This window comes from Clostridium tanneri, from assembly GCF_033659955.1.
GTDB classification, from domain to species: Bacteria; Bacillota; Clostridia; order Clostridiales; family Clostridiaceae; genus Clostridium_AM; species Clostridium_AM tanneri.
Genome location: NZ_JARUJP010000024.1, coordinates 20,172 through 34,909 on the forward strand (window position 1 = coordinate 20,172; position 14,738 = coordinate 34,909).

Genomic DNA, 14,738 nt, shown 5'->3' on the forward strand with positions numbered 1-14,738 from the left:
AGGAGCAGGTTTTTATGATAAACAAGAGATTACTAAAGGAAGCTCTAAGCAAGAGATCATATATTCCAACTGCTGTAGTTTATGGAGTACTTAATTCCTTATTTAGTATACTTACCGCTTTATTTATGGCACTGCTGGTAGACGGAATATTTATAAAAAAAAGCAATTTAAAAGATATGAAAATATATATACTGCTATTCTTAATAAATGCTGTAGTAAAATTTCTTTTCAATCTTTTTATAGAAAAACATATAAAGAACTGTGCTGAGGATATAAAAGAACAGCTTAGAAGAAAGGCTTTTAATTTAATCCTTTCTTCTAACCCCTATAGGATTAAAAATATAGATACAGGAAGAATCATTAACTTGCTTACAGAGGGCTTTCAAAGTATTACTTCCTATTACTCTCAGTATATACCTCAAATTTTTTCAGCCTTTCTAATTCCAGCACTAATTTGTATCTTTACAGCAATGGCAGATAAGTTGTCTGCTTTAATAATGATTATAACTTATCCTATTATACCTTTGTTTATGGTGCTTATAGGGTATAAAACAGAGGAATTAAACAATAATCAGTGGAATAAGTTGAATACATTAAGTTCACATTTTTTAGATGTACTTCAAGGTTTAAGTACCTTAAAGCTTTTTGGAAGGAGTAAGATTCAGGAAGAAAAGGTATATGAAATAAGTGAGGACTATAGAAAAGGTACAATGGAGGTTTTAAAGGTAACCTTTCTTTCATCTTTAGTTTTAGAACTCACCGCTACTATAAGCATTGCAGTTTTAGCAGTTAATCTTGGCTTAAGACTTGTATACAGCAAAATAGATTTTCTACAGGCCTTTTTTATACTTATAATAGCTCCGGATTTTTATCTTCCTCTTCGACAGTTAGGTCTAAAATTTCATTCCTCCTTAAATGGTAAGATAGCTGTAGAAAAATTAGAGGAGCTGGAAAAAGAACTGGAGGAAAGAGAGGATAACTGTAGGAAAGCAGAACTAGAAAAAGATAAATTTACTGTGGAAGTCAAAAATCTAAGCTTTACCCACCGAAATAGAGAAGCTTTAAATAACATAAGCTTTAAAATTAGTTCAAAGGAAAAAGTAGCTATTGTTGGAGAAAGCGGCAGTGGGAAAAGTACTTTGATTAATATTTTAAGTGGTTTTTTAAAGGTTAATGATGGAACTGTTTTTATAAATGGCATAGATATTAATTTAATAAACAGAGAGAGTTACTTAAGAAACATTGCATTGGTACCTCAATTTCCTCATATTTTTGATAAGAGTATTAAAGATAATATTCTTTTATCAAATAGGGAGACTGATCTTAAAGAATTTTATAACGTATGTAGAACTACGAAGGTAGAAGAATTTGCAGTAAAGTATAAGGATAGATATGATACAGCAGTTGGGGAAGGAGAAAGAGTAATCATTAGCGGCGGTGAAAGACAGAGGATTGCAGCAGCCAGGGCAGTACTTAAGAACACTCCCTTTATCATACTAGATGAACCTACCTCTGCCTTGGACCCGGAAACAGAAGAGATTATTCCAGAACTTTTAAAGGGGTATTTAAAGGATAAAACCCTGTTAATTGCAGCTCATAGGCTAAATACAATAAAAGCAGCAGATAAAATTTTAGTTCTTCAAGAGGGGTATTTGGTGGAATCAGGCAGTCATGAAGAACTGATGGCAAAGAGGGGAAGGTACTTTGAATTTTGGAGGAAGAGCTATGAGGATTTTTAACTTAATAAACTACCTTATGAAGAAGCATATTTTCTTTGTTATCTTTTCAATATTTATGGGAGTTCTAACTATTATAAGCAATGTAGGCATGCTTTCAACTTCCTCCATACTAATCTCAAGGGCTGCCCTTCATCCTGAGGTATTGGATCTAATGGTTCTTATAGTAGCAGTAAGGTTTTTTGGAATATCAAGAGGTGTTTTTAGATATTTAGAAAGATTTTTTTCCCATGATACTACCTTTAGAGTGCTAAGTTCTACAAGAAGATGGGTTTATAAAAACTTTAATGATAATTATTCAGAAGGTCATGAAGGATATAAGACTGGAGACATATATACAAAAATTGTAAAGGACGTAGATGTGTTAAAGGAGTTTTACCTAAGGGGTATATATCCATTATTTATAGCTATTTTAACAGGCCTAGTGACAGTAGTAGTTCTTTCTTATTTTAGCATACCTCTTTCTATATACTATATCTTATTTTATATAGGCTGCGGTTTTATACTTCCCTTAGCGTTATTTTTTCTAAGCAGAAGATTAATACAGAAGGAGAGTCAATTGAAGGAAGAACTAAACTTAATTTTACTAGACTTTTTAAAGGGAGTGGTGGAGGCATCTATCTATTCTCTGAAAGAGGAATTTAATGACAAAGTAAACTATCTTATGGATAAGCTTTCGGAAATAGAAAAAAAGAAGAATTTTATTAATGCAGTAGGAGATAACCTTTATTCTTTAGCTTTAAGCTTACTAGTGCTTTTATCTTTAGTTATAACCGCACCTTTAATAGTAGAGGGAAGGCTAGAAGGTATATACTATGCAATGGTTCCCCTTTCAATTATGGCTTCCTTTGAAGCACTGATTCCCATGACTAATGTACTTTATAAGTTTAAAGAAGCAGATAACTCTGGAAAAAACATATTGTCCATAATTGGTATAGAGAACAAAAGAGGCAATAATAGAGAAAATTTAAATTTCAGCAACAATGTAATAGGCAAACTTACATCACAGTCATCGTTAAGCATAGACTACAGCAATGATATCATAAGCAATTGTAATCTTAGTGTTAATAACTTAAGTATATATAACAGTTCTAAAAAGTTTCTAATTAGAGATTTATCCTTTAATCTTCCCTATGGAAAAAAGATAGCAATAGTTGGAACCAGTGGTTCAGGAAAAAGTACAGTACTAAGGGCTTTGTTAGGTTTTGTTAACTTTCATAGAGGAGATATAAAAATAGGAGGTAGGTCTTATAGTCAATTAGATAAGGAAGAAATAAGAAAGTTTTTTACTTATGTAGAGCAAAATTCATATATTTTTAACACTACAATTAGAGAAAATCTTCTTATAGCCAAGGATAAGGCAGAGGATGCAGAAATAATGGAGATACTTAGAAAATGCCAAATAGATACTTTAATTAAGGAACTACCAGATAAGCTAGATACAATAACAGGTCAGTATGGTTTCAAAATTTCTGGTGGAGAAAAACAGAGGCTTCTAATTGGAAGGGCCTTATTGAAGAAAAGTAAGATAGTCCTATTAGATGAACCTACTGCAAGCTTAGATACTAAACTTGAAAAGAAGGTTGTGGATTTTCTTCATAGCAGTATAAAAGATAAGAGTTGTATATGGGTAACCCATAGACTTATAAGTATGGATAGGATGGATGAAATTTTAGTTCTTAACCAAGGAGAAGTGGTAGAGAGAGGTACCCATAAGGAACTGCTAGCCTTAAAAGGCAGGTATTATAAGTTGTGGAGCTTACAAAGGGCTGAAGCCTAGTTACTGAATTTATCTATCTCGTATATGACATAAGGTAGGAACTTCTTGGGATATATCTAAATATGGGAAATAAGGAGGGGTTAGTATGAAGATATTTATAGTTGGAGGCGGCTTTGCAGGCATAAGTGCTGCAAAAGTTCTTTCAAAAAAGCTTTCCAATGAACATGAAATATATTTGATAGACAAGAAAGATTATACTACTATGCTCCCAAACCTCCCAGAGGTTGCAAGTGGAAGACTTGAAAGTAGAGATGTTACAGAAAAAATAAGTAATTTAATACCATCTACTGTGAAGTTTATAAAGGAAGAAATATTAGAAATAAATTTAGATAAAAAAATAATCAAGACTACAGTTAACGAGTATAGTTATGATTATATGTTGTTAGCAGCAGGCTCTACAACCAATCTGTTTGGTTTTGATCAGAATCTGGATAAAGTAAATGTATTAGATTCTTTAGAGGCTGCAGAGGATATTAAGGCTAAATTCTCTAAGTATTTAGAGGAAAGAGATAAAGGCACTTTAGTAGTATCTGGTGCAGGTTTTACAGGAATGGAGCTTGCCTGCAATCTCTATGACCTAAGTAAAAGAAAAAATAAGAATTTAGAAGTTATTTTTGTGGAAAGAGCTAACAGAATTTTGCCTATGTTGTCAGAAAAACTATGTGCACATGTGATAGAAAAATTAAATAGTTTAAATTTTAAAATATATACTGATAACCAAATTACAATCTTTGACGGAAATAATATAACTTTAAAAAACGGTGAGATTATAAAGGATACTTTTTTCTGTTGGTGCAGTGGAGTTAAGTCTTCTGTAAAACCTGTTGGAGAGTATTTATCACTTCCAGATGGAAGAATTATAGTTGATGAATTTTTATCCATTCCAGAATACCCAGAAGTTTATGCTGTAGGAGATGCAGCAGCAATGAAGGATAAAAATAATAATTTCCTTAGAAGGGCAGTTACCTTTGCACAGATGTCTGGAAAGCATGGAGGAAAAAATATTGCTGCAGTAATAAATAAGGAAGAGAGAAAGAGCTTTAAACCTATAGATTTAGGTTGGATAATACCTATTTATATTTCCAGTATAGGAGCGGTATTTGGAAAGGAAATGAAGGGACGGAAGGGAATATTTATGCACTATATTCTCTGTGGTATAAAGAATTATAACTTTAGAAATTTCTGGACAGCACTAAAGGCTGCCTTTAAATATCCCTTTGCAAAGCCTTAAGATTTATACGCCTCAGAGATAATAAATCTCCGAGGCTCTTTCTATTATTGCAACTTATTTCTCTTATTACTACCTTTATTCATTTTACCGCTGGCAGCATCCAAGGCAGCAAAGGTGCCGCTATCTCCCATATTGTCCATTTGTTCATTTATCTTTAAATTCTTAGTTAACTTTCTTTTTCTCATCTAGATATCTCCTTTCCACTTTTAAAATATATTTAATTCTTAGTCATATCCAGTATTTAAGGAAAACTAGCTTTTGTATTTATAAGAAAGTACAAGTATAGCATTTGCATATTAATAAGCATTATGTGCGGTGTTTTTTGCGATAGGTTGAAAATAAAACCATATGAAAGTAGCACCGATATTTCTACCGGTGCTTATACAATAAGGGGGACTTAATGTATCCTATTTCCTCTAAGTTATATAACTTAGGACAGTTATTATTATATAAGATAATTGTGTAGTAAATATTTAATTTTTAAGAACTTTTTGTTAATAATTGGTTTTTTATAACAAATTTTTATTAAATTTTAGAATTACCTACTACATAGTCTTTAACCTTATTGTAAGCATATTGGATTGCAGAGTCCAAGTTATTATTATTCTTTCCGCCACCTTGAGCAGAAAAATCATTTCCGCCACCTTTTCCATCAACTAAGGTAATAGCATCCTTTAGCAGGGAGTTCATGCTGAGAATCTTCAAATCCTTAGAACAACTAAAGTGCAGGTTAGATTTATCTCCTGACTTTACTGCAAATAAAACTACAACATTAGGGAAAGCTGTTAACTTAGATGCCAATAAGGTAGCGTGTTTTAGGTCAATATTATCATATATAGACTTTACAATCCTTATATTATTTATGCTCTCACAGGAGTTCAGTATATTTTGTACTTCATATTCAGCAATCTCGGCTTTCAGCTTGCCATTCTCGGAAAGAGCCTTATTTAGGTTTTCCTTAAAGTTTTTCACCTCATTTAAAAGAGCAGCCTCATTGCAGGATAAAATGCTGGACATCTTTTCTATCCATTCATATCTTATAAAATAGTCTGAAATAGTCCGTGAACCAGATATAAATTCAATCCTAGTACCAGTTCCTTTTTTTGTCCACTTTATAATCTTGATAGCCTGAAGCTCTATTGTAGAATTAGGATGAATTCCATAACAGGGAGTTATGAGGACATCTTCAATTCTAATAAGTCTGATTTTCTCATTTGATTTAATAGAGGCTTTTTTGCCTAATAATTTTTTTAGTTCAGCATTTGTTGGATACAGGGTCTCTACAGGGATGCTATTTAAAATTATCTCATTAGCTCTTTTTTCAACATCTCTAATTTGGGCATCTTCTATAGATTTATCTATATCTATGTAGGAACTGCTTTCTCCAAGGTTAACAGAGGTAACGTTTATGTTAAGCAATTCAGAAAAGCAGGCAGAGATTATATGCTGCGCAAGGTGCTGCTGCATATAATCAAATCTTCTCTTCCAGTCTATGCTGCATTTCACTCTGTGAATTTTTAAAGGTTTTATATTTGTTACGTGATATACTTTATCATCTTTCTCATAAACATAGGTTATGGGTGAAGAATTTATAAAGCCTATATCATAGGGCTGTTCTCCACCATCTGGGTAAAAGCAGCTTTTATCTAATTCTATATGATAACTATTATCCTTTTCAATCACATTAACTATTTCTGCTGTAAAGTCCTTTTGATAAGGATTTTCATAATAAAGTTTTTCCAAGTTAAAACATCTCCTTTAAGGCTAATACCTTGCCATTAAATATAGGGTTGATACATAACTTATATTCTAACATAAAACTATAAAAAATTTGACATATTTATTTGCAAAATGATATACTGAAAACAGTAAAGGTTCACAATAGTATAAAATAGGGGAGGCAATAACATTGTCTGAGAGGAAACTTAAAGTTTCGACCCTTATAACCTGAATTGGGTAATGCCAACGGAGGGAACATAGTGGAAATTTATTTTTGGTTAAATTGCCCTTTTCCAATTCAGGAAAAGGGCTTTATATTTTTGCTTTAAACAAGCCTAATATTTAAGCTATAAAAACATAAAACTAATAGAAATAATGTTTAATTAAAAACTAACTATAGGATGTGCATTAAGTGAAAAAATATGACAAATCAGTAAATAGAACTATTTCCATTGTTTTTCAGGTGCTTTTAATATTATTATGGCAGTTAGTAGTGGATAAGGGGGGAGTTCCTAAATATATACTTCCCTCTCCAAAGGATATTATAGATACCTTATTTCAAACACTGCCGGCCTTAAAACCTCATATTTATGCTACATTACAGGAGGCTCTTTTAGGTTTTTTACTCTCTGTAATATTGGCAATAATACTTTCTGTGCTTATGGATAACGTAAAAGTAATAAAAAGTTGCATCTATCCCATACTGGTAGTTTCTCAAACCATACCAACTATAGCTTTGGCACCAATATTCATAATATGGTTTGGTTTTGGAATGCTTCCAAAGGTTATTGTAGTTATAATGGTATGCTTTTTTCCTATTGTTATAAGCCTCGTAGACGGACTGGAGGCTGCAGATAAAGATATGCTAAACCTTATGAATACAATGGGGGCTTCAAGGCTTCAGCAGTTTATCTATGTTAAGTTTCCGAATAGCCTAGGTGCTTTTTTCTCCGGTCTTAGAATAGCTGCAACCTACAGCATAATGGGAGCGGTAATTGGTGAATGGCTTGGAGGGGAGAGAGGTCTAGGAATTTTTATGGTAAGAGCAAAGAATGCCTATGCTTTAGATAAAATATTTGCAGCTATAGTTGTAATAATAATATTAAGTATGGCATTGTTTGGGTTTATGTATATACTTCAATATGTTTTTATGCCATGGCAGAGAAAAATTAAAGATAAATAAAGATGGAGGATATTAATATGAAAAGAAAAAAGTTTTTAGCACTTTTAGCATCAACTCTTTTAACTGCCTCAATATTTGCAGGCTGTGCTCAAGGCAATAAGACACCACAGAGCAGTACTGGTGAGAATAAGGAATTAACTAAAGTAAAGGTAATACTTGACTGGACACCTAATACAAATCATACCGGTTTATATGTGGCAAAGGATAAAGGTTACTATAAAGAAGAAGGATTAGATGTTGAAATAATTCAACCTTCTGAGGGAACAGTAGGAAATCTAATAGCTGCAGGAAAGGGAGACTTTGGTGTTTCTTATCAGGAAGACTTAACCTATGCTAGAACTTCAGATAATCCACTTCCTATAAAGGCTATAGCTGCTATTATTCAGCACAATACTTCAGGTTTAGCAGCTCCAAAGGATAAAAATATAAAAACTGTAAAAGACTTTGAAGGAAAAACCTATGGTGGTTGGGGATCTCCTTCAGAAAATGCTGTGCTTCAGGCAGTTATGCAAAAGGAAGGTGCTGACTTTAGTAAGCTTAAAATAGTAAACATGGGTGAGCAGGATTTCTTTGCTGCTACTAAAGGTAATGTAGATTTTGCATGGATATATGAAGGCTGGGCAGGAGTAGATGCTAAATTAAAGAATATACCTATCGACTACATAGAATTAAGAAAGTTAAATTCTGATTTAGACTACTATACTCCTATTTTAATAGCTAATGAAGATACTTTAAAGAATAAATCAGACTTAGTTAAAAAGTTTATGAAGGCTACTTCAAAGGGATATGAATTCTCAATGGAAAAACCAGAAGAAGCAGCAGAGGTATTGCTTAAAAATGCACCAGAATTAGATAAAGCTCTTGTAGTTGAAAGTCAAAAATACTTAAAGAATAAGTATAAAGAAGATGCTTCAAGATGGGGAGAAATGAAGGCATCTGTTTGGAACAACTATACAAAGTTTCTTCTTAATAATAAGTTAATAAACAAGGATATGAAGGCGGAAGAGGCATTTACAAATGAATTCCTTCCAGCTAAATAATCCTAAAGGAGTAGACTGGATTGAATAATTACAATGGTAAGAAAAAACTTGTGCTTAAAAATATTTCCAAATCCTTTCAAGGGGACAGTATACTTAAAGATATAAGTCTTAAGGTAGAAGAAGGAGAATTTGTAACTCTCTTAGGACCAAGTGGAAGCGGAAAAAGCACTATACTTAATATAATATCTGGAATACTAGAGCCTGACGCTGGAGAAGCAAAGGTATTAGGACAAATAAGCTATATGCATCAAAAGGATTTATTACTTCCTTGGAAAAAGGTAATAGATAATGTGGCTTTACCTTTATATATAAAAGGAAAGAGCAAGGCAGAGGGAAGGAATAAGGTTAAAAATTATTTTGAACCCTACGGATTAAAAGGATATGAATTTAAATATCCTTTTCAGCTGTCTGGAGGCATGAGACAGAGAGCTGCCTTTTTAAGAACCTATATGACCTCCAGTGATATTATGCTTTTGGATGAACCCTTTGGAGCATTAGATGCCATTACAAGAAGTAAGATGCAAAACTGGCTGCTAAAGGTAATTAAGGATTTAAGCACTACTATATTATTTATTACTCATGATATAGAAGAGGCTATTTATCTTTCCAACAGAATATATGTGCTGTCAGATAAGCCCGCTTATATTAAAGGAGAAATATTAGTGGATCTGCCGAAGAATAGAACAAAGGAATTAATAACCTCAGAAAAATTTGTGGCTATAAAGAAACAGGTATTAGAGTTGTTATAGAAAAAGTAGAGGGAAGTAAGCACCAAGGGGTGGTTTACTTCCCTCTTTTATAGCTAAGATTTAACCCTTGAGGATGTTTACCAAAGCAAGCAGCATGAACATTAGTCCTCCTATAAGGTCTGCTTTCCTCTTTAGTATAAGTCCAAGCTTTCTACCAACGAGAATTCCAACAAAGGCTGTAATAAAGAAGGTTGCTCCAAATATTATTAAAACTTCAGCAATGTTAGCATTGAAAAGACTAAAGCTTACTCCAGCAGCAAGCTCATCTACACTAACTAGTACTGCAAGAAGAGGGAAAAACTTACTGTTTAACTCCTTGGCTTCATAGTCAGCTTCTTTTCTTTCCTTAATATACTGAAATATCATCCTTAATCCAATGAATAGCAACAATCCAATGGCAAACATTTCACTAAATTCTGCTATATAACCTTTAAATTTATCTCCTAAAAACCATCCAAAGGCTGCTACCGCTGTTTGAACAGTTCCAAAATACAAACCTATAACAAAAGCACTTTTTAGTTTTTGCTTTTTCGTTAGAATACCGCCAGTAAAAGAAATTGTAAAGGCATCAATAGATAGACCAAGTGCCGCGAGGAATATTACTAATATACTCATAAATCTCCCTCCACTTTATTAATCCTAGGTAAATATCAATTTTTTGCAAAAAGCTTGTCCTTTGTTTGCTTTATAGTATGTGTAGTAAGCTGAAATGTTACATTGACCATTTCCATATTAATATTAATTTTTTCAAAAATATTACAGGTTTAGGTAGTTTATCTTATGTGAAAGCTAGATACACAGGTAATATAAATTGAGAAGGAGGGCTGAATATGGCTATTCCAATATATGTTCTTTGCAAAGCAAAGGGAAGCTCAATTAGCGATATAGGAAGTGAAATTCCAAAGAGAGAAGGACACCAAGTACTGGAAGGAAACATTCATTGCCAATATGAAAAAATAGGTGGAGTATTTCACTATCATTTTAAAATAGATGGTGAGAATTTATATATGGGAGAAGAGAGCTTATATTTTAAAGACAGAAAAGTTGAAATACAAATTAATGTTAGATCCCATGAAGGAAGAAAAACTCCTAAATTAGAATATCTATTCATAGATAACCTTAAAATAAAGGATGAAGAAAAGTTTTCTTTAAAGAAATTGGAGCAATTAGACTATGGGATAAAGTTATTAAACTGTGGAGAAGAAAACAAGAAAGAAGGCATGGCATTAGACTATATTAGAAGTAATTTATTTAACATAGGGGAATTTAAGTCTGTTCCTACAACTATTGATTTAAATGAGGAGCTGCACAAATACATTATGGATGCCAAGGAGGAGGACGCTGATTTATATATCTTTGGAGATCTTTATCCAATGGAATGTAGGACAGATTTTACCTTAGAAGAAAAGTTTAACCTATTAAGAGAAAAAGGGCCAAAGGGAATACATGATATTCATATGAACCAAGGAAATTGCGATGAAGAAAAGTGGAAAAAAGATGAGGGAATATATCAAGATGGAGGAATCTTTATTCATTTTAAAGATGACAGTTGGTCAGCAATTTTTATGAAGTTTGAAAGTCAGAAGATTACAGCTGAATTAGTAGAACAGTAAGGGATTTAATTGAAATCCCTTACATTAGCTTTAGTTAGCTATGTAACCTTTTACCTTAACTATTCCCATATTAATTACCCTTGTTTTATAATCAGCAATACTTTCTCCAGCTTTCCGAGGCACATAAACATCTAGTCTATGTATAGTATTAAAGTTATCGCCGCCTCTATCTTCAACAGTTAAGGTTCCAAATTCTTCGGTGTAGATTCTTGTACCTAGGGGAAGTACATTGTTAGCAACGGTGCCTGGTGTAAGCTTTTTGCCGCTGCAGTTTATACCTTCATGGCCTCCATTTTCCTCTGGTAAGCTAGTATAGAAGGTTAGATTAATATCAATAGTGTTACTAATGTTACCTCCTCTAGAAGGTTGTTTATTGTTTGGTGATATACTTAAGGTTGCTTGTCTATCTTCTTTAGTATGATTTTTAACTTGTTTTTCTTCAGAAATATTTTTGTTTACTGAGCTGTTAGATTTTTTTTCAGTGTCTTTATTTGTTGTACTACTAGTATTTAGGTTATTATCAGCATGTGCAGAGTTTTTTGAATATAATCGTTGTGATTTTACATAACCATAGGAATATTGGAAACTCAATAAGCCAATAAAGAAGATTAATGTGATTATAAACTCTTTGCTTTTTATACTCATTGTAATCATCCTTTCCGCAAAACGTCTCAGTCTATTATTATGACCAATTATTTTAAAATATAACTACAATGAAATAAAAGGTGAAAAAATTACCGGACTATATAGCTTAGTAATGGTTAATATAATATTAGATACTATACTAATTATTATGGAGGATAAGAATATGCAAACAAAAAGCCACATAGATAAAGAAAAACTAGCCAATATAAACATAGGCCAAACTTTTGAATACAGTGCTATTGCCAGTGATGATTTTCCTGTAAGTAATCATGGGGAAGATGGAATGGTATTTAAAAGTGAAGTAGAAAGTGGAATGTATAATAACATCGAAATTGCTGACACTAGCGCTCCTCATGTAAAATATAGAAAAATATCAAATGAAGTTTAGTTAAAAGATAAAAGCCCCCGCTTTAGTAAATAGGCGAGGACTTTTTATATTTTTAAATTAATTACTTCTTAGAGGCTTCCCAGCTTGATACGTAATTTTGCAGTGTATGATGAAGGGCTTCTCCGATTCTAGAGTAGGACTCATCACTAAGATTTGCCAGAGATATTCTAATAGACCATTCTGGACCAAAAAATCCTCCGCCGCTTAATAGTACAATAGAAGACTCTTCTGCTAAACGCAGTAGTATATCTATCGGTTCGTAGTTTTCCTGAAGAAACTTTGCAAATTCCTCTCCATAGTAGTGGCAAGCCCATTCTAGTAAATCAAATTCTGTATAGTAGGCTGCATCATAAGGGTCCTTTCTAAGATCTAGGCCAAGGCCATCAAAGAGTAACTTTTGACGACGACGACAGATGTCAATAGTTAACTGCTTATAGCTATTGCCTTTGTCCAGGAGGGCAAAGACTGAGAAAAATGCCATTTGTACCTGCTGCGGTGTTGATAGTCCAGCAGTATGGTTTAAAGCCACTTGACGGCTATCTGCTACAATTCTGTCTATGAAGGGAATATCTTCTGGATTAGTAGAAAGTGCCTCATATCTTTTCATAACGTCTTCTTTTTTATCTTCAGGCAGCTCTTTTATTAATTTATCAAATATATTCTGTTCATAAAGGGCAATAGTACCTAAACGCCAGCCTGTTACACCAAAATATTTTGAAAAGGAATAAACTCCAATTGAATTATAAGGTAAATCAGCTACTATGGAACGGAAGTTGTCAACAAAGGTTCCATATACATCATCAGAAATAATCATTATATTAGGGTTATATTCTTTAACAATTTCTGTTAAGCGCTTTACTGACTCCGGTCTTATTGCCACTGAAGGTGGATTACTAGGATTGACAACAAATAAGGCTTTCACCGTTGGATCACTTAACTTCATAAGCTCTTCCTCAGGATACTGCCATGTGTGGGTACCATCCTTTGTCATTTCAGTAGCTCTAATCTTAATTACTTCAAAATTGTATCTTGGCAGCAGTGGAATTTCTAAATAAGGAGTAAAAATTGGAGTCATAAGGGCTATCTTATCCTTGTTTCCTAATAATTCGTTAGCTATTAAAGAATCAAATATATAACACATTGCTGCAGTGGCACCTTCTACTGCAAATATATTGAATTTCCCCACTGGAGGCTTGTTGTAACACATTTCCTGAACTAAGTAATCATGAACTACCTTTTCTATATGTACCAGCATTCTATCTGGTACTGGGTAGTTATCTCCGATAATTCCATCTGCTAATTCATGTACCCAGGAGTCTGGATCAAAGCCCTTATGGGATATTCCGTAATTAATTATTTTTTCTAGAAGTTCTATACCAGGCTCACCATGATGTTTCTCCAGGTAAGCCTTTAGACGGTCTGCAATACCTTTTTTCTGAGGCATCCCTGCAAGATCATTTTCATTCCAGGTTCTACGGCTTTCTTCTACAGCAAATTGACCAAAGGCGAAGAAGGCCTCACGAGGTGATGCAGCTATCCAGTTTGGGTTTCCTCTTCCTGCATCTAGCAGTGCATGAGCGCTTTTTTCCTTCTGGCCCTTTGCTAAGCTAATTAATTTATCTTTAAGTTCAAAAGGACTTATTTTACCATAAATTTTTTCTATTTCTATTCGTTGAACATTAGGATTATCCATAGAAACATATTATTGGCTATGAAAAATCGTACTAAAACATAACCATACTCTCCTCTCTAGTTAAATTTTTCCACATTACGATTTTAAATAAAAAGTATTTATATTTTTCTTTTATGAAGTTATGTTGTTCAAAACTTTTTCATAGTATTCCTTTTACTAAGGAACGAAAGTCATTCTTGTTTCATAATGTATAAAGGTACTAATTTTTAGGAGATTTAAGATGATGTATTGCAACAATTGTCCTTATTGGAGAAATTATTATCATAAAGAAAACTTACAACAAGAGGATTATAGGGAAAAAGATACAGATTGTTCAGGGGAGTGTGGCTATAGAAATGCTGTAAGAGCAGAATTATTAAATTCACCGGTTTTTTTAAATGGTGTAAATGTTAGCAGCAATCAATTTCCAGCTCTTAATTTTAAACCTTATGGTTCAGTATACTCTTATATTTATATACCAGCAGTTCAATTATCAAAGGCAGGGGCTGTAGTTAGATGGGCTGGATATACACAGGGTTTGACTATAAACTTCCCTAATAGTGGCAATAATGATGCTATGCAGAGAGATATAGATTTTTTAAGAGAAGAAAGTTCAACTCAAAAGGATTATGAAGCTACTTATGAAAGCTTTCCCAATAAGTCTGTTTTAAAGGTTATTAGGGTTACAGCAAGTTCTATACAGTTTGAAGAAAAACCTTTGATTTCAAGTGGAAATTATGTTGGCAGATATACAGCAGGACAAAGCTATCCATTTTTTGAAGATGCAGATATGGGAGGAAAGAGGTATATTATCATAAAGGATAACTTTGGAGTATGGCATGTTTTCATGTATACTGTAAGAATATAGTTATACTAGCAAAATTATAAAAATGGCGCAGAGAGTATATCTGTGCCATTTTATAGCGTGCTATTCTGACTCTTGAAGAAGAGTATAATCCCTAAGTAGGGCTTTGTAATAGAA

Annotated in this window: 14 protein-coding genes and 1 riboswitch; of the genes, 9 read left to right on the forward strand and 5 right to left on the reverse strand. The window is 33.0% G+C overall.

Annotation, left to right across the window (positions count from 1 at the left end; translation table 11 throughout):
- The first annotated feature begins 14 nt into the window (after positions 1-14).
- From cydD to P8V03_RS15825, 3 genes are all read left to right on the forward strand, one after another.
- Positions 15-1,739 (forward strand): thiol reductant ABC exporter subunit CydD, encoded by a 1,725-nt coding sequence (gene cydD, locus P8V03_RS15815; protein ID WP_318798922.1) that lies wholly within the window; start codon positions 15-17, stop codon positions 1,737-1,739.
- Positions 1,726-3,516 (forward strand): thiol reductant ABC exporter subunit CydC, encoded by a 1,791-nt coding sequence (gene cydC, locus P8V03_RS15820; RefSeq protein WP_318798923.1) that lies wholly within the window; start codon positions 1,726-1,728, stop codon positions 3,514-3,516. The genes cydD and cydC overlap by 14 nt, the downstream gene beginning before the upstream one ends.
- 85 nt (positions 3,517-3,601) lie before the next feature.
- The gene (locus P8V03_RS15825) at positions 3,602-4,747 is read left to right on the forward strand and encodes an NAD(P)/FAD-dependent oxidoreductase (protein ID WP_318798924.1); all 1,146 of its coding nucleotides are present in this window, start codon (positions 3,602-3,604) and stop codon (positions 4,745-4,747) included.
- 44 nt (positions 4,748-4,791) lie between these two features.
- Here P8V03_RS15825 and P8V03_RS15830 read toward each other — a convergent pair whose 3' ends face one another.
- Together P8V03_RS15830 and P8V03_RS15835 are read right to left on the reverse strand one after the other, a co-directional pair.
- Positions 4,792-4,932 (reverse strand): hypothetical protein, encoded by a 141-nt coding sequence (locus P8V03_RS15830; RefSeq protein ID WP_261669712.1) that lies wholly within the window; start codon positions 4,930-4,932, stop codon positions 4,792-4,794.
- A gap of 340 nt (positions 4,933-5,272) precedes the next feature.
- Positions 5,273-6,490: an alanyl-tRNA editing protein gene (locus P8V03_RS15835; protein WP_318798925.1), complete on the reverse strand. Its 1,218-nt coding sequence runs from the start codon at positions 6,488-6,490 to the stop codon at positions 5,273-5,275.
- A 140-nt stretch (positions 6,491-6,630) separates the two neighbouring features.
- A riboswitch (TPP riboswitch) is annotated at positions 6,631-6,738 on the forward strand.
- Between the two features lie 140 nt (positions 6,739-6,878).
- Here P8V03_RS15835 and P8V03_RS15840 point away from each other — a divergent pair.
- Genes P8V03_RS15840 through P8V03_RS15850 form a run of 3 tightly spaced genes read left to right on the forward strand, consistent with a single transcriptional unit; the run spans position 6,879 to position 9,438 of the window.
- Positions 6,879-7,649 (forward strand): ABC transporter permease, encoded by a 771-nt coding sequence (locus tag P8V03_RS15840; RefSeq protein ID WP_261669714.1) that lies wholly within the window; start codon positions 6,879-6,881, stop codon positions 7,647-7,649.
- A 17-nt stretch (positions 7,650-7,666) separates the two neighbouring features.
- The gene (locus tag P8V03_RS15845; protein ID WP_261669715.1) at positions 7,667-8,689 is read left to right on the forward strand and encodes an ABC transporter substrate-binding protein; all 1,023 of its coding nucleotides are present in this window, start codon (positions 7,667-7,669) and stop codon (positions 8,687-8,689) included.
- Between the two features lie 20 nt (positions 8,690-8,709).
- A complete protein-coding gene (locus P8V03_RS15850) occupies positions 8,710-9,438 on the forward strand; it encodes an ABC transporter ATP-binding protein (protein WP_261669716.1) in 729 nt (242 codons plus the stop codon).
- Positions 9,439-9,498: 60 nt separating this feature from the next.
- Here P8V03_RS15850 and P8V03_RS15855 read toward each other — a convergent pair whose 3' ends face one another.
- Positions 9,499-10,053, reverse strand: a complete 555-nt coding sequence (locus tag P8V03_RS15855) for a manganese efflux pump MntP (protein WP_261669717.1) — start codon at positions 10,051-10,053, stop codon at positions 9,499-9,501.
- Between the two features lie 215 nt (positions 10,054-10,268).
- On the opposite strand from P8V03_RS15855, the gene P8V03_RS15860 reads away from it, so the two are divergent.
- Positions 10,269-11,051 (forward strand): YukJ family protein, encoded by a 783-nt coding sequence (locus P8V03_RS15860; protein ID WP_261669718.1) that lies wholly within the window; start codon positions 10,269-10,271, stop codon positions 11,049-11,051.
- Between the two features lie 30 nt (positions 11,052-11,081).
- Here the strand turns inward: P8V03_RS15860 and P8V03_RS15865 are convergent, their stop codons facing one another.
- On the reverse strand, positions 11,082-11,696 hold the full coding sequence (locus P8V03_RS15865; RefSeq protein ID WP_318798926.1) for a 3D domain-containing protein: 615 nt from the start codon (positions 11,694-11,696) through the stop codon (positions 11,082-11,084).
- Between the two features lie 163 nt (positions 11,697-11,859).
- Between P8V03_RS15865 and P8V03_RS15870 the strand changes: the two genes are divergently transcribed.
- Positions 11,860-12,084: a hypothetical protein gene (locus P8V03_RS15870; protein ID WP_318798927.1), complete on the forward strand. Its 225-nt coding sequence runs from the start codon at positions 11,860-11,862 to the stop codon at positions 12,082-12,084.
- 61 nt (positions 12,085-12,145) lie between these two features.
- On the opposite strand, the gene aspD is transcribed toward P8V03_RS15870, so the two are convergent.
- A complete protein-coding gene (gene aspD / locus P8V03_RS15875) occupies positions 12,146-13,777 on the reverse strand; it encodes an aspartate 4-decarboxylase (protein WP_318798928.1) in 1,632 nt (543 codons plus the stop codon).
- Positions 13,778-13,997: 220 nt separating this feature from the next.
- Here aspD and P8V03_RS15880 point away from each other — a divergent pair, with 220 nt between their 5' ends.
- Positions 13,998-14,624: a hypothetical protein gene (locus P8V03_RS15880; RefSeq protein ID WP_318798929.1), complete on the forward strand. Its 627-nt coding sequence runs from the start codon at positions 13,998-14,000 to the stop codon at positions 14,622-14,624.
- Positions 14,625-14,738: the final 114 nt, after the last annotated feature.